Genomic DNA, 21358 nt, shown 5'->3' with positions numbered 1-21358 from the left:
AAGAGCTGGTAAGCACATCAGCTCTGTTTTTCACTGTCGAGAGCACCTGCCTCTTTTCCGAAGTACATAAAAGACAGCAGGTAGCAGAGCAGAGTGACAGCTGCTGCGGTGCCGAATACGTATTCATAGCTTTCCGTGAAAAGGAAGATCGAGCTGGAGATGGACATTCCTATTGTGCCACCCAGCATTTGAGATGTGATCATCACACCACTCGCCTGTCCCTTCTTCGTTAGCTCAACTGAGTCCACCGATGACTTCATTGATGGCAGAAACAACAATGGCATAGCCGCTCCCCATGCAAGAAGTGCGGGGAGCAGCAACCAATAGTTATCTTCGGCAATAAAGGCAGTTAGCCAGAGCGTTGAACTGGACAGCACCAATAGGCCCCACATGGCCGGCGCGCGAACGCCAAACTTATCGACGCAAACACCACTCAACCCAGCTGTTGCTGCATTCATCACGACTGCCGACATCAATGCCAAACCTGCGAAGAACGGAGCAAAGCCGAGTTTATCCTGAAAGTACAAAGCTCCAAAAATGAACATTGCAATCTTGGAATATTGCGCCTGAAAGACTACGAATGCCGCGACTGCGAAGGAAGGCTTTTTGAAGAAACGCACTTGAATGAGCGGTGCTTTTATATGCAGTTCATTCCAGAGGAAGATGGCTAGCGCCGACACCCCAACAACGAATGACAAGACGATATCTCTTGATGTCCAACCCCATTCCGGCGCTTGCATGATGGCCAGAACGAAGAAGAAAAGCCCCACAAGCAATGTGATGATGCCGAGCCAGTCAAATGAGTAATCCGAAAGGCTTTTATCCTGTCCGTGAGCAATGCGCCCTTTCAACGGAGCAAATGCGATAACCAAGCAGACGATCAAGACAAAGGGTGGGTTGATCCAGAAAATCCATCGCCAAGAGAAATAACTCGTGAAGTAGCCGCTCACTAGTGGCCCCGAAGACAGAAAGATAGTGGCGATTGAGCCGAACACGCCTAATGCAAAACCTCTGCGTTCAGGTGGGAATATGCGTGAAATAGTGACAATGGGCAGAGGGAACATGATCGCAGCGCCAATCCCCTGTACGACACGCGCGCCTACGAGGAAGCCTCCATTTGGCGCAAAACCACAGGCCAGCGACGCCAGGCCGAAGATGATCATGCCAGAGAGGATGAGGTAGTTGATGTTCACCAGATCAGCAAGTTTGCCACCCAAAGCCACCAAAGCTGCGAACATCAGCAGATAGGAATTTACCACCCAATGGGCTTGAGTGAGCGTCATCCCAAACTCTTCTGAGATGGTTGGCAGAGCCAGACTGACGACTGTTTCATCCAACAAAGCGAGCCCAAGGATGAAACTCATTGCAGCCAGCAGCACCCACCGATGCACAACGGATGGCATGCAAGTATCTTTGGGGGGATGTTGGAGTAGCTCCGTCATTGGCACTAGCACCTCGCAGGCCAGAGCCGACAGGCACAGCCAATTTCAAGAGTTTCTAGCTATCACAGAGGAAGGAAGACACCTAAGAGCGTACTTTGGTACACGCTTAGCAGGGTGCTAAGACTCAAGAGACAATTATGCCGATCTCTCGAGCCTCAGCTTCGTTAATTCTGGTTTTTATTCACCCAGAGCAAGACCTTCGCGGCGTGGATCTACGCCACCTTGCAGGCCATCTGCCGTGATCACAATTCCATGAAGGCCGGAATTGAGGTCGCGAATATTGGTTTTGTAACCCATAGCATCCAGAGCTGGTTGCAGCTTTTCAGCGGCGGTGCCCTTCTCGAGGTCATAGGTACCAAAGCGATTGACCAGATGCGGCATAGAGATCGCCTCCTGAATGTTCATACCCCAATCCAGGTTCGCAACCAGTGTTGTTGCAACATAGCCAATGATGCGGCTGCCGCCCGGAGACCCAACAACAACGAATGGCTTGTCGTCCTTCATCACGATTGTCGGAGACATAGATGAACGTGGACGTTTGCCCGGCTCAACGCGGTTCGCAATCGGCACACCGTCACGATGCGTACGGAACGAGAAGTCCGTCAACTCGTTGTTGAGCAGGAAACCATTTGTCATCAGACGTGAGCCAAAGCCGTTCTCAATTGTGGTCGTCATGGAAACAGCATTGCCGTTTGCATCTACGATTGAGAAATGACTGGTTGATGGCAGTTCAATGCTCTCATCGTCAGCCAACAACATGGCGTGATCCCAGGTTGGATTCCCCGGTACTACCTGCTCTTTTGACAATGCTTTGTCGCCACTCAGCAGCTCAGCGCGCTCTTTGAGATAAGCAGGCGCAACAAGGCCTTTGGTTGGCATTGGCACATAATCACTGTCCGCCATGTAACGACCGCGATCAGAGAAGGCGAGACGGGATGCATCACCAATCAAGCGCCATGCATTCGGATCGCCTGAGTTCATGGAAGGCAGGTCATAGCTATTGAGCTGACCGAGGATTTGGCCAACAGTCAGAGCGCCAGAGGATGGTGGGCCCATGCCACAAACTTCAAAGGCGCGGTACTCTGCACAAACAGCGGCACGCTCTTTGATTTGGTAGTTTGCCAGATCCTCAAGAGCCAGTTTACCCGGATTGCCCTTAGCAGACTGAACAGTCTCAACGATGGACTTTGCAATATCTCCGGAATAGAAACCGTCCGCTCCATTTTGAGAAATTGCAGTCAGTGTCGCTGCATACTCTGGGTTTTTGAGCAGGTGCCCAACTGGCAAAGGAGTGCCACCCGGCAGGAAGTAGTTTTTCGTTGTTTCGAAACGAGAGAGGCGCTCTTGATCATTGGTGATCAAAGCGTTCAGGCGTGGCGAAACTTCAAAGCCGTCTGTTGCGAGTTTGATGGCAGGAGCAACCAGATCTGCCCATGGCAGAGAGCCCAATTTCGCATGAGTATCATACAGCAGCTTTACTGTGCCTGGCGTTCCTACAGATAGGCCGCCAACAACTGCATCATAGAATTTGAGTGGTTCGCCGTTTTCGTTTTGAAACAATTCTGGCGTTGCGGATACAGGCGCTGTTTCACGACCGTCATATGTGGTCAGCTCGCCCGCTTCTGCGTCGTAATAAACGAGGAAGGCACCACCGCCGATCCCGGAGGATTGAGGTTCAACCAATCCCAACATGAGCTGCACAGCAACCATTGCATCAATGGCGTTTCCGCCAGCTTTCAAAACATCAAAACCCGCTTTTGATGCATGAGGGTTTGCAGCAACCACCATAAACTTCTGCGCGGTTACCATTTGCTTGTCGGAGATTCCGCTTGCCATTTCCGGCGCAATACTGTCCGCCGCCTCCTGCGCTTGCGCAGGTAAAGCAAGCCCTGCTGCCAGTACGGCAGAGACCCATAGTTTCTTCATTATTTCCCCTCCTGAAGCGGGCAAATTCCCGCTGATTAGACTAGCTCTTCAAATTCACTTTCATTCTTCAATGCAAAATCCAAAATTCCACGCACATGTTCCGTGGTGCTATCAACGACCGGAGCTGAAATATCCTCCTGCCCCACCAACAGTCCAAGCTCTGTGCACCCCAGAATGACACTATCTGCACCCTGGTCCTGTGCTTTTCTGACAATCTGCAAGAGTGTGCGGCGAGAATCCTCATTAATCTGGCCCCGGCACAACTCATTATAGGCGATGTCATGGACGACGGCTTGCCCTCCATTGTCAGGGATCACTACCGATAATCCGTAGTTATCCTGCAATCTTCTGATGTAAAAATCCTGTTCCATAATGTAACGCGTTGCAAGCAAAAGTGGTTTCCTGCGTTTTACCTTTTGAATGGCATTCGCAGTTGTTTCAGCAATATGAATGAATGGGATCGTCAAACCATCCTGGATGTAGGAGGCGACTTTGTGCATTGTGTTCGCACAGATCACAATGCAATCAGCACCGGCACCTTCTAATTTCAGCGCCGCCTGTTTTAGCAGGTTACCCGCTTCTTCCCACTCTCCGTGTGCAAGAAGCAACTCGATCTGAGAAAAATCAAAAGACCATAAAACCAACTCAGCAGAGTGGAGTCCGCCAAGCCGTAAACGTGTTTGCTGATTAATCAGTCTGTAATAAGTAGCAGTGCTCTCCCAGCTCATTCCTCCTAATAAGCCAATCGTTTTCATATATTCCTCGACATACAATACTCGTCGTAGGAACTATGTTGGCAAATTGCGCCGACTTAGAGAAGGTCGTTTTTTGTGCAATTGAGCTGGGAGACCTAATTTAAGGCACTCTGCAGGTGATGTCCTCGCCGTCTTTCGCTTCACAACATGACCATTCGGTGTAATCTTCCAGGCATGCCTCACCACCTACAGAGCGGCGATTGCAGAGCTTATTCGTCTGGAAGGTGTAGCGATCATCCGCATCGATATCAGTAAATCTATGAATGGGTCCGTTGGGAGCCTCCGGTCCAATTGTGACCTGAACTTCGCAGAGTTCGGTATCAGTGGTATCCAGAGTGATAGATGTCGCATTCGCTTTCTGACCTAGCGCTAACACTAGGAAAAGAGCCGAAAATACGAAGAGGCCAAACCAGAGGGGGCGCTTAAAACACAGGGACATTATCTTCACCTTTAGTATTTTTCTATTAAAATTGAATAGAAATTACCTATTCAATTCCGAGGTAAAGGTAGCTATCGCCGGTAAACTTAAGCCGCAAAGTGGACGATGAATTTTCATAAGATTACAGTAAAGTAACCTAGGATAATTCTATTGCCACTTAGTCATGTTCACGCCGGGATCAATTCCTAGTGTATTAATGCCGCGGGCAGCAATTTCTTTGAGCATATCCGCTTTGTTTTGCATATCTGCATAAAATGGAGGCACCGGCGGTGCGATAATTCCACCCATCCGAGTCACCTTGAGCATCGCCTCCAAATGTCCCTCATGCAAAGGTGTCTCACGCGGGACGAGAACCAACTTGCAGCGCTCTTTGAGCACAACATCAGCAGCACGTGTGAGCAGGTTGTCTGAGAAAGAATAGGCCACACCTGATAGTGTACGCATGGAGCATGGCGTGATGATCATACCGTCAGTGTGGAACGAGCCGCTTGCAATAGCGGCTGTCATTTCATCAGGTGCGTAGGTGATGGATGCAAGCGCTTTGAGCTGCTCAACACCATCCTTGCCAAGCTCATGTTGGACAGAAGCGACAGCTCCTTTTGAATGCACCAGATGCGTTTCGACACTCAGCGCTTTCAGGATTTCCAGCGTTTTCAGAGCAAGTTGAGCTCCGGATGCGCCCGATACTCCGACAATGATACGCTTCGTCATGCAGCCTACTCACTTCCTTCAGGAGAATTCTTTATCTCTGAAGGGGTGATAGCATCCTTTGGTTGATCCCGGTTTTGTTTTTTTGGCAGGCCGCCGGGGAACAGTTCATCCCAGCGATCTTCAACCTTCCTGGTCAGCTCTTCCGGCATACGCATCACTTCCGGCCAGTCAGTGCGCGTTTCAGAACCGATTTTGGTTGTTGCATCAATACCGAGTTTGCCACCCAGACCTTCCATACCAGATGCAAAATCCAACGTGTCGACGGGTGTGCGATCCAGAACAACGAGATCACGAGATGGGTCCATGCGGGTTGCAACGGCCCACATCACATCGCTCCAGCTTCTGCAGTCTATGTCTTCATCAACGGTGATGATCAGCTTTGTCATGGTGAACTGAGGCAACAAGGACCACATGCCCATCATCACGCGGCGTGCCTGACCGGGATAGCTTTTCTTGATCTTGAGAACTGCAATTCGATAGGAACAGGCCTCAGGCGGGAGCCATAGATCGACGACCTCTGGAATTTGTTGTTTCAGCAATGGCAAGAAAACATCGTTCATGGTTTCGGACAGGACTGCAGGTTCGTCTGGCGCTCTGCCGGTGAAGGTGCTCATGTAGACTGGATCCTTGCGGGCGCGGATACCCGATACTTTGAAAACTGGAAACTGATCAGGGTCGTTGTAGTAGCCGGTATGGTCCCCGAATGGGCCTTCCTCAGCTGTTTCTAATGGCTCCGTAAAGCCTTCCAGAACGATCTCGGAGGATGCTGGCACATGCAGGTCAACGTGCTTACATGGGATCAGCTCTGGTCGTCCGCCGGACAAGACACCGGAAATCATCAGTTCGCTGACATCGGAGGGTGTTGGTATGACGGCTGACAAGATTGTTGCAGGATCTGCACCGATGACAACGGCAACCGGCATACGCTCGCCACGTGCCTGCCAGAGGCGATGGTGGGCAGCTCCACCGCGCATGGCGAGCCAGCGCAGGATTGCTTTGTCTTTGCCGATGACCTGCGCACGATAGATACCCAGATTGTACTGAGAGGGATCATCTTTCCCCGGTGGGCGCGTGATGACAATGCCCCATGTGATCAGCGGGCCAGCATCGTTTGGCCAACACATCTGCACGGGGAACTGTTCCAGATCAACCGACATGTCTATCAGTGGAGATGATCGTAAGCGTTTTGGACGAGCTGCCCAAGCTGCCTTAGCAACAGGTAGCGCATCGATGAAGCCTTTTAGGCCCTTTGGCGGTTGCGGCGAGCGAAGATAGGCCAGAAGTTCACCTAGGGCCGGAAGCTCATCTGGTGCACAGCCGAGCCCTAGAGCGACGCGCTCTCGCGTGCCGAACACATTGGTCAGAAGCGGCATATTGCTGTGCGTTCCCGAACATGTGATCGCATTATCAAACTGAAGCACGGGACCGCCCTGCTCAATCACCTGACGATGGATTTCTGTCGCTTCAAACTGAGCTGAGACCGGCGCCTTTACTTTCACAAGCTCCTGCTTTGCTTCCAATACATTGAGAAAGCTGGAGAGTGTCTCGAACTTCTTTTCGGTACGCCAATACATGCCATTTCCAGATTACTAGGCAAACTCGGGATCTGTTCGCTGGGTTAACACACATTTGAAGGGTGTTGTCGCTCTGGTCCTTGACCTCCATCAATGATGAGTTCCGCTAGGATTAATAGGAGAGGATACTGATCAGTGGAGATTAAAGTATGTTCTTTAAACCGGACCGAGGCCTGTTTCCTCCTGCCCTGCAAAAAGCTCTCGGCATATTGCCGGTTCCTCCGCTTGGCTTTGCTCTGACCCGAGCTGTGCGTCGGCTTGCCCGTAATCGCCCAGACCTCTTCGAGCGTTTGGACACATACAAACGCACGCATTTCATAATCGACCCGATTGATATCCCGCATGTCTTCCGCATGATCCCAAATGGTGAACATGCGACGGTTGAGATGTTCAAGCGTAAAGATGCGCCTGAAGGTGCGGCGCGTATTTCTGGACCACTCATCGTCCTGCTGGGATTGGTTGATGGCACCTACGATGGTGATGCCGTTTTCTTTACCCGCGATCTGGTGATCGAGGGTGACACGGACGCTGTGCTTGCGCTTCGCAACACCATGGAAGAAGCCGACCTCTCCCCTGCTGAGTTCCTTGGTTTCAATGGTCGCCCACGTGAAGTCGTGGATGGAGCGACCAACAAGACATTAGATCATCTGCGCCGACTACTCGACGCACCAACTGCCACTTCCTGATTGCCGCTGCAGGGTGAAGGCGCCCTGCGCGAACCAAGTGGTTCACTCTGTTATTTTCTGGAAGGTGTTTTATGCTTGGACAGCGCAACGATAATAATCCGTCACTGGAGCTTGTTTGCCCAGCCGGTACACCAGCTGCTCTTAAAGCCGCCGCAGAAGCGGGCGCACACAGCATTTACTGCGGTTTGCGCAACGAAACCAACGCTCGAAATTTCCCCGGTCTGAATTTCTCTGAAAAAGAGCTAAATGCCGGGGTTCGCCTCGCTCACAAGCACGGTTCGCACGTTCTTGTTGCTGTGAACACGTTTGCCCGGGCGGGTGACACACACATCTGGAAGCGCGCGGTTGATGCTGTTTCTGCGTCTGGTGCTGATGCGATCATTGCTGCCGATATTGCAGTGCTTGACTACGCACAAGAGAAGCATCCGAACCTGCGTCTGCACCTTTCCGTTCAAGCTGCTGCGGCAACACCAGAGTCCATAAGCTTTTATCAGGACACCTTTGGCGTGCAGCGTGTGGTTCTTCCACGTGTCATGTCCGTTGAAGAAATCGTCAAGCTCAATAAAGAGGTCACGGTCGAGACTGAAGTCTTTGTGTTTGGCGGCCTATGCGTGATGACGGAAGGGCGCTGCGCTTTGTCTTCATACGCTACAGGCAAGTCTCCAAACCTGACTGGCGTTTGCTCCCCTCCAGGCGATGTTTCTTACGACGAGGACGGCAGCAATCTTTATGCCCGTCTGGGCGGCTTTACCATTGATGGTTTTGGTGAAGGCGAAACTGCTGGATACCCAACGCTTTGTAAGGGACGCTTTAAAGCAGAGGGAGAGACCTCCTACCTGTTTGAAGACCCTGTTAGCCTGAATGCTGCAAGCTTGTTGCCGCGCCTTCAAAAAGCAGGTGTGACCGCAGTTAAGATTGAAGGTCGCCAGCGCGGTAAAGCCTACATTTCACAGGTAGTGAAAGCCTTCCGTGCAGCTGTTGATGCCATGGATGCAGGCGGCAATGCGGAAGAAGAAGTTTCAGCCATGTTGAGCGCAATGACAGAAGGTGGACGCGAAACCACCGGCGCCTACAAAAAGATCTGGAGATAAGGACCAATCATGAGCAAGATCGAACTTTCCATTGGTCCTAACTTTTTCAACTGGTCCAACGAAAAACTCGTCGACTTTTATGCGCGTGTAGCAGATGAAGCTCCTGTTGAGCGCGTTTACATTGGCGAAGTTATTTGTGGCAAACGCATGCCGTTCAACGACAAGGTGTGGCCTGAGATTTATGAGCGCCTCACTAATGCAGGTAAAACGGTTGTCTTCTCAACAATTGCGCTGCCTGTCACCATGCGTGATCGTAAGTCCATCAATGCCCTTTCAGCAGATTGCGAGCTGGTCGAAGCTAACGATATTGCGAGTGTCCACAAACGTTCGGGCGAGCCTTTCGTTGGTGGGCCGTTCCTCAACATCTACAATGAGCAGACAGCGAAGGTTCTCATAAACCTGGGTATGGAGACGTTCTGTCCACCCGTTGAACTGCCGATCAAGTCTGTTGAAGCGATTGCACAGGCTCTGCCAGACCTGACCATCGAGCTGTTTGCATTTGGTCGTCTGCCACTGGCCGTCTCTGGTCGCTGCTACCATGCACGCGCTCACAAGCTGCATAAAGATAACTGCCAGTTCATCTGTGACCGTGATCTTGACGGCATGGATGTGACGACACTGGATGATCAGAAGTTTCTTGCAGCGAATGGTATTCAGACACTGTCTCACAGTGTTCAAGCCATCACGCTTGGCCGCGACGAGCTTTTGACAAAAGGCGTTGGCCGCTTGCGTCTTTCACCGCATGATATTGATATGATTGCGATTGCCGAGATCTATCGTGATCTTGTTGACGGAAAGATTGAAAGTGCCGAGGCCGTAGCACGTCTGCAGACACAACAGCTGCCAGGTGCGCTGGCAAATGGATATGTGACTGGAAAACCCGGACACCTCTGGGAAGCAGACTAATATTTCAGGAAAGGCGGGGCTTCGGTCCCGCTTTTAGTTTGACGGAACCATTCCGCTCATCACGTCAAAGATCATTTTACAGATTTGCTCTGCTGCCTCAGCACGCAAGCTTTTCTGAAATTCGACAGCTTCCGCTGCTTTGCCTTCTTTGATGAACTTCAAAAGCTCCCAATGCTCCTGCGCGGAGTTGACTGGGGCACCATGCGCCTTCAGCAGCATGTTGCGTGCGCGTTGCGATCTATCCCAGAGCTGTAGGAAGACAGTTTCCAGATGCACGTTGCCGCTAAACTTGACGACATCCTCGTGAAACTTCTTGTCAGCAGATGTCCAAACGCTGAGATCTCCACGTTCAAGTGAAAGATCCATCAAGGTAACAGAGTCCTCCAGTGCACGTGCTTGCTTTTCGCTAATTGGCTTTTCAGCAAGTTTGCGAATGGCAAGCCCTTCAACAACTTCAAGGATCTCGTAGATCTCCGAGATATCGCCGACAGTGATTGGAAGAACGCGCATACCCTGACGCGGGCGCATTTCCACGAGCCCGTCCTTCTGCAGCATTAGCATGGCCTCACGCACTGGCGTACGGCTCATTTCCAGCTGGGTAGCCGCTTCCTGCTCAAGCACCTGCATACCCGGACCGAGCCGGTTTTCGAGGATTGCTTGCTTCAGTTTGCGATAAGCGATGGAGACGTTAGACGTGGACGAAGGCATTTCCAAAAGGTGAGTTCGAGTAAAGATCGTTTTTCTCTATCACCCCCCTTCTGCATTGTCGATATTTCCGCTAAGTCATGATAAATTGCATTGCACATATAAAATTAATTTTATCTATAAAACCCATAGAGTTCGGCCATTTACTCTAATCAGAATTGATTATTTAAAACCGCGCTTAATCCGTGGGTTATCCCTGCCAAAACGTGACTGCGTAATACACAAACAGATATCGGGCCACTTTGCCGATTGCGACCAGCACCAGAAAGTTCATGAATTTCATGCGCAAAGTGCCGGCAATGAGTGTGAGTGGGTCGCCAATAATTGGCACCCATGCGAGCAACATTGAGGCTTGTCCGTAACGCTTAAACCAGCGCACAGCTTGCTTGAATTGATGCTCTTTTACCGGGAACCACGACCGGTCTTTATAGTGAGACAGAAAACGTCCGCAATACCAGTTGAACACTGAGCCGGCCACATTGCCCAGCGAAGCCGATGCAATCAAGATCACCGGATCCCAGCCTCCCGCTAGTAACAAGCCGCTGAGGACTGCCTCTGATGAGCCCGGAGCTAGCGTGGCAGCTAGAAATGAAAACGCAAACAAGCCGCCATATACACCAAGAGCCACGAGCATCTTAAGAAAAACTCCAAATCACTTGAGTAGTAATATTTCACAGCATATTGAGCCATCTCCCTGTGCACGCTATGAAGGGGCTCGTTTTGCTTAAGCGCATTTTTCCGATCAATTGCAACTAATTAAACGGAACGCGCTGAAGGAGCTCTATGCTAAGACAAACAGTTCGGAAATAAGGCATTCCGACTAGTTCTGGTGGAGAACATGGATAAACAACAGAAAATAAGTGTTGTCGACATGCATACAGGCGGCGAGCCGCTTCGTATTGTAACCGACGGCTATCCGGAGATCCCCGGCGACACCATTTTGGCAAAGCGTCGCTATGCACGAGATAACCTTGACCACCTCCGACATTTTTTGATGTTTGAGCCTCGTGGTCATTTCGATATGTACGGCGCGATCCTCGTTGAACCGTCTCACCCGGATGCTCATTTTGGAGTGCTCTTCGTTCACAATGAAGGTTACAGCACCATGTGTGGTCATGCGGTGATCGCTCTGGGGCGATACGCAATTGATCATGGGCTGGTTGAGGCCAAGTCGCCCATCACTGAAGTGTGCATTGAATGTCCTTGTGGGTTGGTTGTTGCTTCCGTCGAAGTCGATAACGGTGTTCCTGGTGCAGTCTCCTTCCATTCCGTGCCAGCATTCCTTCACTCCCGCGATGTGACGGTTGATGTGAAAGGCCTGGGTGAGCTGACCGTCGATGTCTCCTATGGAGGCGCATTTTATGGTCTAGCGCCTGCTTCTGCATTTGGCTTGGATGTACAGAAATCCCGGGCACGTGATCTGGTTGATGCTGCAAACGCTGTAAGCGATGCTATTCGTTCAGCAGTGACGCTTCAGCACCCGGATGATGCAGATCTTGCATTCCTGTATGGCACGATCCTGACAGATGGAAATGACGCTTATAGCGCTGACCCAACGGCGAACATCTGCGTGTTTGCTGACAGCCAGGTAGACCGCAGCCCAACAGGCTCCGGCGTAACCGCACGATTGGCCGCGCAAGCTGCTAAGGGTCTGATTAGCAAAGGGCAGACGCGACGATTTGAGAGCCTGATTTCAACGGGTTTTGAAGGCACTTATTTCGCGGATGCCAAATGCGGACCACATGATGCGATCATCGCGCAGGTAGCAGGCAAAGCACATTACAGCGGAGAAGCAACCTTCTGGCGGGAAAATGATGACCCTGTTGGTAACGGCTTCCTGCTGAGATAACTCTCTGTAGTTTTTCAGGTTTCGATGAAGTTTCGAAAAATAACAGGCTCCGCTTTCTCACCAGAGAGCGGAGCCTGTTATTTTTTGCTGGAAATGCCTGCGGGTTAAAGCTAGAAAATACGAAGAAATTCAAAAAGATAACCGAAACTTTTCGGTAGCAATCGGGGGTGATCAGCAATGGCAGTTGATCCTAAGCGTTTTCTGAGTGGCCTGTTTCATGCGGCCATTGAATCCGCTCAACCTGAGAAATGTATCCCGAAGTTCTTACCTGACACTCCCAAAGGACGGCTCATCGTTATTGGTGCAGGGAAGGCCTCTGCAGCCATGGCACGGGCCGTAGAAGGTAACTGGCAAGGAGATCTCAGCGGTCTCGTAATCACTCGTTATGGCTATAACGTTCCCTGCAAGTCCATCGAAATTATTGAAGCTGCGCATCCAGTGCCTGATGACGCGGGATTGGCTGGTGCCAAGCGCATGTTGAAGCTTGTTTCCGATCTTTCCGCTGAGGACAGAGTTCTCTGTCTCATTTCTGGCGGCGGTTCCTCACTCCTGCCTTTGCCGTTTGACGGACTTTCGTTGGAAGACAAGCAGTGCATCAATAAAGAGCTGCTGCGGTGTGGCGCTACGATCAGCGAGATGAACTGCGTACGGCGACATCTCTCGCAGATTAAAGGGGGACGTCTGGCTGCTGCGTGCCATCCTGCCAAAGTGATCAACCTGCTGATCTCCGACGTTCCCGGTGATGATCCGATCAATATTGCATCTGGTCCGACGGTTGCTGACCCGACCACCTGTGCCGATGCTCTGGCGATAGTGGAGCGGTATAAGATTGAGCTCCCTGCAAGAGCATTGGCAGTTCTTGAAAGTGGCGTTGGTGAAACGCCGGATGAAAGCGACCTGCGCCTCGGATCTGTTGAGACGCATATGATCGCGACGCCGCAGTTGGCTCTGGAAGCCGCAGCATCTGCTGCCGAGAAACAAGGGGTTCCAGCTTACATACTGGGTGACAGCATCGAGGGCGAAGCTACGGATGTAGGCGTTGTGATGGCCGGGATTGCCAAGCAAGTTGCCTCGCACGGACAGCCGTTTAAAGCCCCTTGTGTGTTGCTTTCTGGTGGTGAGACGACAGTCACACTCAAGGGCAATGGTCGTGGAGGGCGGAATGTGGAGTTCTTGCTCTCACTGGCAGTTGCTTTAGACAGCCAGCAAGGTGTCTACGCCCTTGCTGGAGATACAGACGGCGTTGACGGGATTGAGGAGATTGCAGGGGCTTACTGTGATCCTTCCACTCTAGAAAGAGCCTGGAGCAAGGAGATCAATCCGCGGCGGTCCCTTGCTGACAACGATGGGCATGGGTTCTTTGAGGCGATTGGCGACAATGTTATCACCGGCCCGACACTGACGAACGTGAACGACTTTCGTGCGATCTTGATAAGATAGTGCCCGAAGCTCTTTAAGTCTCTGCGAACCTCGGGCAACAAATTAAGGACCCCAGGCTCTAACGCCCTCAACTTTTATTGGACGAACGCGAGCACATCCCTGACTCATAAGGATACGTTCAACATCTGCATTCGAATATTCACGACCTTGAATCGCAGGAACTCTAACAGTCCATGGACCTGCCGCCGCTACAGGGTTCTCACCTTCAATCCGTGTTCTGTTGGGCAGACATCCCAAGATATAGTTGCGCATGGTGTCTACAACTGGGTTACGCCCCCTGCCACCAAATCGGAATTCAAGTACGTGATCGGATGCAGCATACGCAGGTGTTGTTGGCATCGCTGTCAGCCCAGTTACAACAATCAGCGCTGTAATGTAGCAATACTGTCTTAGTTTCATTTTTTTCTTCTTTATTCTGTTTAACAGGCAGAAGCATTTTGCTTCGCAAGCTAAGACGAACACCGTTGACTTTTGTGAAACTAAAAAAGTTTGCAACACGCCAATATGATTTCAGCTAATGTAGATCATTCGCAATTTCGATCAGATCGTTCAGGGCAGTAGACGTTTAAGCACCTCTCATTCATAATTGGATGATGCTTGATACGCTCAGTGACATCCTCACCCGCCTTTCCGTCAAAGGCACGCTTTACTTCCGCACCTCCTTTACGGTGCCGTGGGGTGTTGCCGTGCCGTCCTTTGAGAATGTGGCACGTTTTCATTTTGCCCATCGTGGGGATTGTATGGTGCGGGTGAAAGAGACGGGCAAGAAGGTATTGCTTGCTCAAGGTGATTTGCTGATCGTTCCTCATGGTGCCGCGCATGACATCTATTGCGGGCGCTCTGAAGAGGAAGTCATCCTGCCGCTGGATCGTGTTCTGGAGCTTTCCGGTTATAACGGCGAAGGTGTGTTGGTTTACGGCGGGGAGCAGGATGAACGTGAGACGCAATTAATTTGTGGTCACATCTCGCTAGCTCGCAATGCTCGCCATCTCATCTTTGATCAGCTGCCTGATTACATCCATATATCAAACTATGGGGAAGCTGCTGGGCGTTGGATGGAGGCTACACTGCGGCTGATCGGAGATGAAACACATAGCACGCGCCTTGGCGGTGACCTGATCGCACTAAAAATGACCGAGGTTTTGTTTGCTCAGGCGCTGCGCAGTTTCATTGAGCAGGAAGGTGAAAAACACCTCGGGCTTGCCGGGTTTGCTGATCCGCAGTTGAGTAGAGCGCTGGCAGCCTTTCATAAGGCGCCTGCACGCGAGTGGAGCGTAGAGGGTTTGGCGCGGGAGGCCGGTCTTTCGCGAACAGGGTTTGCGACGCAGTTTTCCAGCAAGATGGGCCTTACGCCCATGCAATACCTGACCAGTTGGCGCATGCAGATTGCTCAGCAGGGCTTGGTCGATGATCAGATGAGCGTGTCTGAAGTGGCCGCGCTTGCCGGGTATGCTTCCGAATCTGCATTTACGCGGGTTTTCAAGAAGGAAGTGGGTTTAACACCAGCGGCGTATCGCACATCTCATTGAGAGAAATCAGCTCAATTGTTCCATATTGATATCCATTCTGAACGATCTGCATATTTCTTTGAACGTCCTGAAATTGAGCAAAACGGGAGCTTCTCCTAATCTGACTGTGCCCAAAACGAAAGACCGACACAGTCAAAAAGGAACCCTGTCATGTCCCTCCGTTTCGTTACAAAAAGCATCCATGCTTATCTGGATTATCCCGTTGCCTTTGCGTTGATCGGTTTGCCCTTCATTCTTGGTCTTGGAGCAGCCAACCCATTGGCGCTTTGGCTATCTGTTGGCACAGGCACAGCAGCGTTGATCTTGACGCTTCTGACAGATCATCAGTTCGGTGTGCTCCGTGTGCTGCCTTACAGTTTACATCTGGCCGTTGATGGAGCGGTTGGAGCGTTATTCCTATTGGCTCCCTTCCTCTTCGGCTTTACTGGCCTGGACGCTGCTTACTACTTCGCAAACGGCTTAGCGGTTGCGATTGTTGTGAGCTTGCACAAACCAGAGACTGAGATGGCAACGGCTTGAGGCAAAGCCCTCCACTGCTTGCCCAGCCAATAAACCGCAGGTGTCTGAAAGAGGCCTGCGGTTTATCCTGTTTTTGCTGAAGCTCTTGCCAATGCAGGTTCCGAATAGACTTTCCAGAAACTGTATTGCGTCAAGAACAAGCCAACGCGATAAATAAAGTCCGCGAAGATTACACCTGCCAATCCGTAACTCATTGAGACGCCGAATACATAGGCCAGCGGTAAGAATATAAGCCATTGTGTGATTGCTGAAACTGTCCAGGCTCGCCCGAACAGTTGGGCCCCTTGCAGAACATAGTTCATCACTGCTCCTGCAATGTTGATTGGCAAGATTAAGCAGGAGAGAGTGAACACCATAATGAGTTGTGGTTCATCCAATGCTTCTCCCAGCAAAAGGAGCAGGACGTCCTCAGAGAGCACCATGACGAGCAGAGCATAGATGACTATGGGATATGCAGCACCTGAGATCATCTTCAGGCCAACTTGTTGAGCTCTCGACAGGTCTTTAGCCCCAACTGCCTGACCTACCTGACTGATCGCCACACTTCCCAAGGCATTTGCCATATAAATCGGGATGAGTGTTGCTTGCGTGATAACCTGATAGACGGCCAAAGCTAAAACACTGAGATGCCCGACAATCCAATAGCTTGAGAAAATGCCAAGAGCATAGATTGTGCTTTGGGAGGCTGACAGGAATGCCTTCTTCAAAATCTCAGCAATCAGAGGCAGAGATAGTACGCCAAGCCTGAGTTTTTGCTGCGAGATCGCTTGTAGGGCTGCTGACACATAGAACACCGCTGCAAGCGCGAATGCGATGAAGGTGCCAAACCCAACTCCTGAAATTCCCAGTTTAGGAGCTCCAGCCCAACCAAATGCCAGTATGACAGTTGCAACGGCATTCACGATCTGCGTTCCAATGCCGATGTAGGAGACTGTCCACGCCTTACCGACAGCAATAAGCAAGCCGCGGGAGGCACCGCACATATAATAAAACGGCGTCGCATAGAGGAGAAACTCCAGGTATCGCCTTGAGGCTTCTCTAACCTCAGCGTCTGGATTCATGAAAATGAGTATGTCTTCGAGAAAATAGATTGAAGCTGCTGTTAACAAGAGGCCAAAGCTTACGCCCAAGATCAGACAGATCACAAACGCGTCCAGCACTTCGTTGTTTTCTCGACTGGTCAGAAATCCAGCAGTGAAGGATTGGATTGCGATGGAAAAGCCGTTGGAGAATGAAAACAGGACATAAAACATCATGCCGCAGATGCCGACTGCGGCAACAGCGGATGCACCGAAATAGCTGGAGACGTAAGTGTCTGTCCAGTTGGTGAACAAGGCAGCGCTGCCAGTGAGGAAGAGCGGTAATGCCCGCAAATACATATGCTTAAACGAAATCATCGAAGTATGGATTACCGGAGGAAAGGTAGGAACTTAACTTAGCCAGCATACACCGTTCCCATGAGAGCGATAGATGAAAATAAGTAATTCAACCTATATTTTACCTTAGCTCTCAACCTGCCTCCGTTTTTCTACATTTTCTGAAAGTAACTGTTCCGATCAGCACAGTAGCTCCTCTGTAGAAGTGCCAATCTCAACTGCATTGAGATCTTCATTCCAAGATCTCTTCCACTCATGGTGAGGAGTATGCCATGGCTGAGACGACTGCATTTGATGAGTTGGTTCGGGCGTTTTCGTCCAGTTTTGATCTGGACCTGCCAGAATCGTGTAGTGGTGCCTATTTTTTCTGCGTCGATGAGCGCAGTCATCTGATTTTGTGCCAACATCATGAGGATTTTATCATGATGGCGCTGACGAGTGGTCTGCGCAAAGTTGACCTTTCTGCTGACCAAGCTCTCATGCTTTTGAAAAGCAACGGCAACGCATTCACTCAGCCACATATCATCGCGTCGATCACCGGACAGCGCGTTTCTCACTGGACTGAGGTTTCTACGGGTGGTGGCGTCGAGCTTATGCGCAAGGCGTTTGATCTGCTGCTTGATGCAAACGCACGACTGGAGCGCGCGCAGCCTTCTGCTGACGAGAGCGCAGACGATGTAATCCATGTGCCTTTGCCCAAGTACGGCTCAGACATGGTGATCATTGGTTCCTGACCACTCTGACAAATCAATAGAATTTACTGTTTTCACGTTGGTGTTCCGGCACTCCTGAACAATGGAGGCCAACACCGGGAATTTATGAGGTGTCCCATGGGTCGTTCTCCAATTCATTCAAAAGTTTCGCAGCCTCAGGTCAATCCAGACCAACAAGGGGCTACACCCAAGAAAACAACCAGTTCTCATAAAGGGCATAAGCTGGGCCATGCCGAGCCAAAGAATGTGCATCGCTTGCTGGACCAGCTGGATGAGCTGAACGGAAAATCTACAAAGCACAGCCCTCCAGCAAAGGCCGGGGCAAAAGACCCTCATTTGCGCCCACTCGCTTACCACAAGCATCATAAACCGGAGGGTGAGCCATCTAACCCTACGGATGGAATGTCACGCGCAGCAAAGAAGCTTCGCTATGAAGGCTACCGGATACCTCCAGAGAAGTTGATGGGGCACGGTGCAAGTAATACTGCGACGTCCTCACAGCAGAGTGCAAAGCCAGTTCCAACCAAAGCAGAATCCCCGCTCACTGCACATGCGAACACGCTTGATCACATGACATCTGATCCTGATCTGAGCGATTACGTTATTGTTGACACTCCCAAGCCTGAGGGAAGCCAGACGGTTGCTGTCAACGGCACGTGCCAAGCTGTTGGGCAGCCTAAGTTGGAGACTGTTGAGCAACCATCTGCACCTCAGCCACGCAGCGAACCATTGGAGTTAAAACCACATCCGGCAATGCTGGCTATGCATGAGTTAGATTTGGCGGTGAGCCCAGAGCTTGAGCAGCAATTCCAAGCGTATCAGGAAAAGAAAACGGCCTTTATCAATGACCCGACAGGCACTGCACATGAAGGACCGGAAGCAGCAAAAAAGCAACGACTGATCACAGGTCTGTTGGGTATGGCTCAAGACAAGGCTGACACATATCTGCGTATGCAGTTCAGAACTGGGCTGGACAATGATGCACGTGCGTTGGCCAAGCAAATCTTTGAAGATGCCGCTCATGATCCTCGCTTCCTTGCCTTCCTGAAGGTCGCAGCACTGGCTGCACCAGAGGATTTATCCAGTAATCACAAAGAGCTGCTGGTGTTCCTGAGCCAGAACCTGAAAGCCCTGAACAAAGAAGTTGTTGGCGATGTCAACACGCTCTTGCGCCAGAATGCTTTTAGCAAGGGCTTGAGTGAAGCAGTCGATACTGCCAGAGCAAATGCTGTGACCGAGCAGGATGTGCGTTATCTGAATGATATCGAGAAAGATATTGTTGCTTATCGGATGGCAACTTCCAAGCAACTGGGCGAAGCACTGAATGCCAGCAATGATTTGCTGGCTGCCATGAGTTTTGGAGATGCGATCCTTTCTAGCACAGAAAGCCTCTCACATGAGAATGGCCGGGCGCAGTACGCATTGGCCAGCCTGCGTGAGGTGGCATCACAGCTGACTGAGCAGCATCTGGCGGACCATCACAGCACCAAGAAGACTGAGGCATGGATCGCTAAGCAGCCGTGGGCGGCGCTGATCTCCGTTTCCATTCAGAAAGATGGCGGATATTACGACATCAAAACGGAGCTGCGTCACGACCCAGCTCCAAGAACAGTAGGCAACAGTACATTCTTCGACAACAGTGATGTGGTTCCGCAGCAGGGACTGACGAAGAGTGAATTGCGCGATAAACCTCAACTGGTTTTGAATGGCCTGCGCTCCAAGGAGATGATGGAAGCCCTGAAACTGGTGCCGACTGGAGAGGATGGCGTCGATGAACTGCCGATTGTTGAAAAGCCAAGTGATCTGGCGATGGCTTGGGGCAGTACGCTCGTAGCGGCTAAGCAACGGGGCGATAACATCTCGGCCATGTTGCCAGACTACTTCATTCTGAAGCAGGTTCGCTATCACAAGATTGAAGGCTTCCTGATTGAGAACGATATGCTTGAGCCAGCCTGGGTGGTTGAATACAAGCCGACCTCTCATACTATGTCAGAAATCGGCAAGATGAGAGCGTTGCCGCAAGCTGCTGCTAAGAATCTGGCTGCTCTGACTGTCAACCTGAATGAGTTGAAAGACAGTCAAACCAAACAATTTGACGAGCTTTCTTCCATGAGAGAGCGTTTGGATAATTTCTTGAGTACCAAGGGCAATGGCCTGCTGATGAGCTTTGGAAAGGCACACTTTGCGCTGGATAAGCTGATGGAGCATGTTCGTGATGACGTTCATGCGCGGATTGAAAAATCTGGTGGGAGCCTGAAGAAGATCCAGAAATGGATTTCAGAACAGCCTTGGGTCGCTTTGTTTGATGTTTCCATCACGCGTCCTGAAGGAGGCAAGAAGAGCGAGTATCTGATTTCTGTTAAGCAGAAGACCGCTCCAGAACCTGCCAAACCAGATTACACAACAGTTACGGTTGAAGATCCGGAAACGCAGGAAACAGGCGCAACAGCTCAGGAGACGCCTGATGAATTTCCGGGCCTGACAGGTTCCTTGCGGGCTTTATTACAACCGGAAACGCGGGCGCAATTGATCCTGACGCCAACAGGTGAAATCAGCTTGGGTGCAGAGATTGTTGATAAGCCAAGCAAACTGGCACGTGAGTGGGGTGAGCTGCTCGCCAAGAACAGCCATGCTCAGGATGAGTTGCCAGATTTTCTGGAGTTGCGTGAGGTTCAGTATCACAGCGAAACCAGGAACGTCTTCCGGAAAGGTCATCTGAAAACGTGTTGGGTGCTGGAGTTCAAGCCGGACGCTCTGAATGCTGGTAGGAGCTAAAGCTTGGGGAGTGCGGTCAACTGACTGCACTCCTGACCTTTAATTGTCAGCGCTTGTAGATGATTGGGAACCAGTCTTCTCGCAGGATTTGCCCAGGCTTCATATCATGACCCGGGAATGGCGGAGATGTGCGCCCCGGGCGTTCGATATAACGGGCATCGTCGCCCAGCAGACGCAGTGAGAATGCGCGGCGGCGCTGTTCAGTGGTATTACCGCGTGCGCCGTGCAGCGTGTAATAGTTGAACGCGACTGCATCACCCGGTTCCATCTCCCATTCGCGGATCGGCATGCCTTCTGCATCAGGGTCCGGGATTGGCATATACTCGTCGCTGTCGCCATAAAAGTTCTGCTCGGACAGCCAGCGAATTGGCAGCACGGGCTTTTCCCAAAGATGAGAGCCAGCAACACTGCGCAAGGTGGCGCCGGTTACCGCGTCCATTGGCGACCAGAAGCTGACGGTTTGCTGTCCCTCAACAAAGTAGTAGGGTCCATCCTGATGCCATGGCGTTGCTTTGGAGGTTCCCGGTTCTTTGACGAGTACGTGGTCGTGGAACATCTGAACGGTTTGGGATTGCATCAGGTCTGCTGCTGCTTCTGCCGCTGGTGAGTTGTTCACCACCTCGACAAACTCAGGAATACGCTGCCAGTTGCAGTAGTCATCAAAGAAGCGACCGCCCTCGCCTTCCTTCAGGTTTTCTGCTGCATATTCTCCCGGCTCTGCCATGTTCCGCTCAATACCAGCCCTGATCAGATCTACATGATCCTTAAAGAGGCCCTTGATCAGTACAACACCTTCGCGCTGGTAGGTATCGATGTGGTCCTGAGTGATAAGTGAAGATGGCATAGCCCCGTCCAGTCTGTTAGCAAAGCCGACAGTCTGGACGAAGAGTCACGCTGGATAAATACAACTTATGCTAGGCGA

20 protein-coding genes are annotated in these 21358 nt (G+C 51.2%); 9 read left to right on the top strand and 11 right to left on the bottom strand.

Going from position 1 to position 21358, the window contains the following annotated elements; translation table 11 throughout:
* Nucleotides 1–17: 17 nt before the first annotated feature.
* The 6 genes from PsW64_RS17245 to PsW64_RS17220 all read right to left on the bottom strand — a co-directional run bounded on the left by PsW64_RS17245 (nucleotide 18) and on the right by PsW64_RS17220 (nucleotide 6847).
* On the bottom strand, nucleotides 18–1403 hold the full coding sequence (locus PsW64_RS17245; RefSeq protein WP_208980854.1) for an MFS transporter: 1386 nt from the start codon (nucleotides 1401–1403) through the stop codon (nucleotides 18–20).
* Nucleotides 1404–1619: 216 nt separating this feature from the next.
* The gene (gene ggt, locus PsW64_RS17240; RefSeq protein ID WP_063286604.1) at nucleotides 1620–3368 is read right to left on the bottom strand and encodes a gamma-glutamyltransferase; all 1749 of its coding nucleotides are present in this window, start codon (nucleotides 3366–3368) and stop codon (nucleotides 1620–1622) included.
* Between the two features lie 35 nt (nucleotides 3369–3403).
* Entirely contained in the window at nucleotides 3404–4123 is a 720-nt protein-coding gene (locus PsW64_RS17235; protein WP_063286603.1) for an aspartate/glutamate racemase family protein, read from the bottom strand.
* A gap of 100 nt (nucleotides 4124–4223) precedes the next feature.
* A complete protein-coding gene (locus tag PsW64_RS17230; protein WP_057461653.1) occupies nucleotides 4224–4562 on the bottom strand; it encodes a hypothetical protein in 339 nt (112 codons plus the stop codon).
* Nucleotides 4563–4709: 147 nt separating this feature from the next.
* Nucleotides 4710–5273 carry a UbiX family flavin prenyltransferase gene (locus tag PsW64_RS17225; protein WP_063304368.1) on the bottom strand — a complete coding sequence of 188 codons (564 nt, stop codon included), beginning with the start codon at nucleotides 5271–5273 and terminating at the stop codon, nucleotides 4710–4712.
* A 5-nt stretch (nucleotides 5274–5278) separates the two neighbouring features.
* Nucleotides 5279–6847: a UbiD family decarboxylase gene (locus PsW64_RS17220; protein ID WP_063304367.1), complete on the bottom strand. Its 1569-nt coding sequence runs from the start codon at nucleotides 6845–6847 to the stop codon at nucleotides 5279–5281.
* Nucleotides 6848–6996: 149 nt separating this feature from the next.
* Between PsW64_RS17220 and ubiT the strand changes: the two genes are divergently transcribed.
* The 3 genes from ubiT (at nucleotide 6997) to ubiV (ending at nucleotide 9530) form a co-directional block, all read left to right on the top strand.
* Nucleotides 6997–7533 carry a ubiquinone anaerobic biosynthesis accessory factor UbiT gene (ubiT, locus tag PsW64_RS17215; protein WP_063304366.1) on the top strand — a complete coding sequence of 179 codons (537 nt, stop codon included), beginning with the start codon at nucleotides 6997–6999 and terminating at the stop codon, nucleotides 7531–7533.
* Nucleotides 7534–7604: 71 nt separating this feature from the next.
* Nucleotides 7605–8624, top strand: a complete 1020-nt coding sequence (gene ubiU, locus PsW64_RS17210) for a ubiquinone anaerobic biosynthesis protein UbiU (RefSeq protein ID WP_057461646.1) — start codon at nucleotides 7605–7607, stop codon at nucleotides 8622–8624.
* 9 nt (nucleotides 8625–8633) lie between these two features.
* Entirely contained in the window at nucleotides 8634–9530 is an 897-nt protein-coding gene (gene ubiV, locus PsW64_RS17205; RefSeq protein WP_063304365.1) for a ubiquinone anaerobic biosynthesis protein UbiV, read from the top strand.
* 33 nt (nucleotides 9531–9563) lie between these two features.
* Here the strand turns inward: ubiV and PsW64_RS17200 are convergent, their stop codons facing one another.
* Both PsW64_RS17200 and PsW64_RS17195 read right to left on the bottom strand, forming a co-directional pair.
* Nucleotides 9564–10238, bottom strand: a complete 675-nt coding sequence (locus PsW64_RS17200) for a GntR family transcriptional regulator (RefSeq protein ID WP_063304364.1) — start codon at nucleotides 10236–10238, stop codon at nucleotides 9564–9566.
* Between the two features lie 187 nt (nucleotides 10239–10425).
* Nucleotides 10426–10869, bottom strand: coding sequence for a YqaA family protein (locus PsW64_RS17195; RefSeq protein WP_063286598.1), 444 nt, complete (start codon nucleotides 10867–10869; stop codon nucleotides 10426–10428).
* A 204-nt stretch (nucleotides 10870–11073) separates the two neighbouring features.
* Between PsW64_RS17195 and PsW64_RS17190 the strand changes: the two genes are divergently transcribed.
* Together PsW64_RS17190 and PsW64_RS17185 are read left to right on the top strand one after the other, a co-directional pair.
* Nucleotides 11074–12084, top strand: coding sequence for a proline racemase family protein (locus tag PsW64_RS17190; RefSeq protein ID WP_063304363.1), 1011 nt, complete (start codon nucleotides 11074–11076; stop codon nucleotides 12082–12084).
* 177 nt (nucleotides 12085–12261) lie between these two features.
* Complete coding sequence (locus tag PsW64_RS17185) at nucleotides 12262–13524, top strand: glycerate kinase type-2 family protein (protein WP_063304362.1); 1263 nt, start codon at nucleotides 12262–12264, stop codon at nucleotides 13522–13524.
* 42 nt (nucleotides 13525–13566) lie between these two features.
* Here the strand turns inward: PsW64_RS17185 and PsW64_RS27400 are convergent, their stop codons facing one another.
* The gene (locus tag PsW64_RS27400; protein WP_153042389.1) at nucleotides 13567–13923 is read right to left on the bottom strand and encodes a hypothetical protein; all 357 of its coding nucleotides are present in this window, start codon (nucleotides 13921–13923) and stop codon (nucleotides 13567–13569) included.
* Between the two features lie 194 nt (nucleotides 13924–14117).
* Here PsW64_RS27400 and PsW64_RS17180 point away from each other — a divergent pair, with 194 nt between their 5' ends.
* Nucleotides 14118–15053: an AraC family transcriptional regulator gene (locus PsW64_RS17180; RefSeq protein ID WP_063304958.1), complete on the top strand. Its 936-nt coding sequence runs from the start codon at nucleotides 14118–14120 to the stop codon at nucleotides 15051–15053.
* A gap of 150 nt (nucleotides 15054–15203) precedes the next feature.
* Nucleotides 15204–15572, top strand: a complete 369-nt coding sequence (locus PsW64_RS17175; protein WP_063304361.1) for a hypothetical protein — start codon at nucleotides 15204–15206, stop codon at nucleotides 15570–15572.
* Nucleotides 15573–15634: 62 nt separating this feature from the next.
* Here the strand turns inward: PsW64_RS17175 and PsW64_RS17170 are convergent, their stop codons facing one another.
* Nucleotides 15635–16969 carry an MATE family efflux transporter gene (locus PsW64_RS17170; protein ID WP_063304360.1) on the bottom strand — a complete coding sequence of 445 codons (1335 nt, stop codon included), beginning with the start codon at nucleotides 16967–16969 and terminating at the stop codon, nucleotides 15635–15637.
* 251 nt (nucleotides 16970–17220) lie between these two features.
* Here PsW64_RS17170 and PsW64_RS17165 point away from each other — a divergent pair, with 251 nt between their 5' ends.
* Both PsW64_RS17165 and PsW64_RS17160 read left to right on the top strand, forming a co-directional pair.
* On the top strand, nucleotides 17221–17682 hold the full coding sequence (locus PsW64_RS17165; RefSeq protein WP_063294167.1) for a hypothetical protein: 462 nt from the start codon (nucleotides 17221–17223) through the stop codon (nucleotides 17680–17682).
* Nucleotides 17683–17778: 96 nt separating this feature from the next.
* Nucleotides 17779–20436, top strand: coding sequence for a hypothetical protein (locus tag PsW64_RS17160; RefSeq protein WP_063304359.1), 2658 nt, complete (start codon nucleotides 17779–17781; stop codon nucleotides 20434–20436).
* Nucleotides 20437–20482: 46 nt separating this feature from the next.
* Here the strand turns inward: PsW64_RS17160 and PsW64_RS17155 are convergent, their stop codons facing one another.
* Nucleotides 20483–21280 carry a phytanoyl-CoA dioxygenase family protein gene (locus tag PsW64_RS17155; protein ID WP_057461629.1) on the bottom strand — a complete coding sequence of 266 codons (798 nt, stop codon included), beginning with the start codon at nucleotides 21278–21280 and terminating at the stop codon, nucleotides 20483–20485.
* Between the last annotated feature and the right edge of the window lie 78 nt (nucleotides 21281–21358).

The organism is Pseudovibrio sp. W64 (genome assembly GCF_001623145.1).
Classification (GTDB): Bacteria; Pseudomonadota; Alphaproteobacteria; order Rhizobiales; family Stappiaceae; genus Pseudovibrio.
Note: the sequence above shows the minus strand (reverse complement) of the source record. Positions and strands in the feature narration are given on the sequence as shown.

Excerpts from the sequence above, each read along its gene's own strand:
- PsW64_RS17245 (WP_208980854.1), bottom strand. The coding sequence starts at position 1,403 with ATGCCATCCGTTGTGCATCGGTGGGTGCTGCTGGCTGCAATGAGTTTC.
- ggt (WP_063286604.1), bottom strand. The coding sequence starts at position 3,368 with ATGAAGAAACTATGGGTCTCTGCCGTACTGGCAGCAGGGCTTGCTTTA.
- PsW64_RS17235 (WP_063286603.1), bottom strand. The coding sequence starts at position 4,123 with ATGAAAACGATTGGCTTATTAGGAGGAATGAGCTGGGAGAGCACTGCT.
- PsW64_RS17230 (WP_057461653.1), bottom strand. The coding sequence starts at position 4,562 with ATGTCCCTGTGTTTTAAGCGCCCCCTCTGGTTTGGCCTCTTCGTATTT.
- PsW64_RS17225 (WP_063304368.1), bottom strand. The coding sequence starts at position 5,273 with ATGACGAAGCGTATCATTGTCGGAGTATCGGGCGCATCCGGAGCTCAA.
- PsW64_RS17220 (WP_063304367.1), bottom strand. The coding sequence starts at position 6,847 with ATGTATTGGCGTACCGAAAAGAAGTTCGAGACACTCTCCAGCTTTCTC.
- ubiT (WP_063304366.1), top strand. The coding sequence starts at position 6,997 with ATGTTCTTTAAACCGGACCGAGGCCTGTTTCCTCCTGCCCTGCAAAAA.
- ubiU (WP_057461646.1), top strand. The coding sequence starts at position 7,605 with ATGCTTGGACAGCGCAACGATAATAATCCGTCACTGGAGCTTGTTTGC.
- ubiV (WP_063304365.1), top strand. The coding sequence starts at position 8,634 with ATGAGCAAGATCGAACTTTCCATTGGTCCTAACTTTTTCAACTGGTCC.
- PsW64_RS17200 (WP_063304364.1), bottom strand. The coding sequence starts at position 10,238 with ATGCCTTCGTCCACGTCTAACGTCTCCATCGCTTATCGCAAACTGAAG.
- PsW64_RS17195 (WP_063286598.1), bottom strand. The coding sequence starts at position 10,869 with ATGCTCGTGGCTCTTGGTGTATATGGCGGCTTGTTTGCGTTTTCATTT.
- PsW64_RS17190 (WP_063304363.1), top strand. The coding sequence starts at position 11,074 with ATGGATAAACAACAGAAAATAAGTGTTGTCGACATGCATACAGGCGGC.
- PsW64_RS17185 (WP_063304362.1), top strand. The coding sequence starts at position 12,262 with ATGGCAGTTGATCCTAAGCGTTTTCTGAGTGGCCTGTTTCATGCGGCC.
- PsW64_RS27400 (WP_153042389.1), bottom strand. The coding sequence starts at position 13,923 with ATGAAACTAAGACAGTATTGCTACATTACAGCGCTGATTGTTGTAACT.
- PsW64_RS17180 (WP_063304958.1), top strand. The coding sequence starts at position 14,118 with ATGCTTGATACGCTCAGTGACATCCTCACCCGCCTTTCCGTCAAAGGC.
- PsW64_RS17175 (WP_063304361.1), top strand. The coding sequence starts at position 15,204 with ATGTCCCTCCGTTTCGTTACAAAAAGCATCCATGCTTATCTGGATTAT.
- PsW64_RS17170 (WP_063304360.1), bottom strand. The coding sequence starts at position 16,969 with ATGATTTCGTTTAAGCATATGTATTTGCGGGCATTACCGCTCTTCCTC.
- PsW64_RS17165 (WP_063294167.1), top strand. The coding sequence starts at position 17,221 with ATGGCTGAGACGACTGCATTTGATGAGTTGGTTCGGGCGTTTTCGTCC.
- PsW64_RS17160 (WP_063304359.1), top strand. The coding sequence starts at position 17,779 with ATGGGTCGTTCTCCAATTCATTCAAAAGTTTCGCAGCCTCAGGTCAAT.
- PsW64_RS17155 (WP_057461629.1), bottom strand. The coding sequence starts at position 21,280 with ATGCCATCTTCACTTATCACTCAGGACCACATCGATACCTACCAGCGC.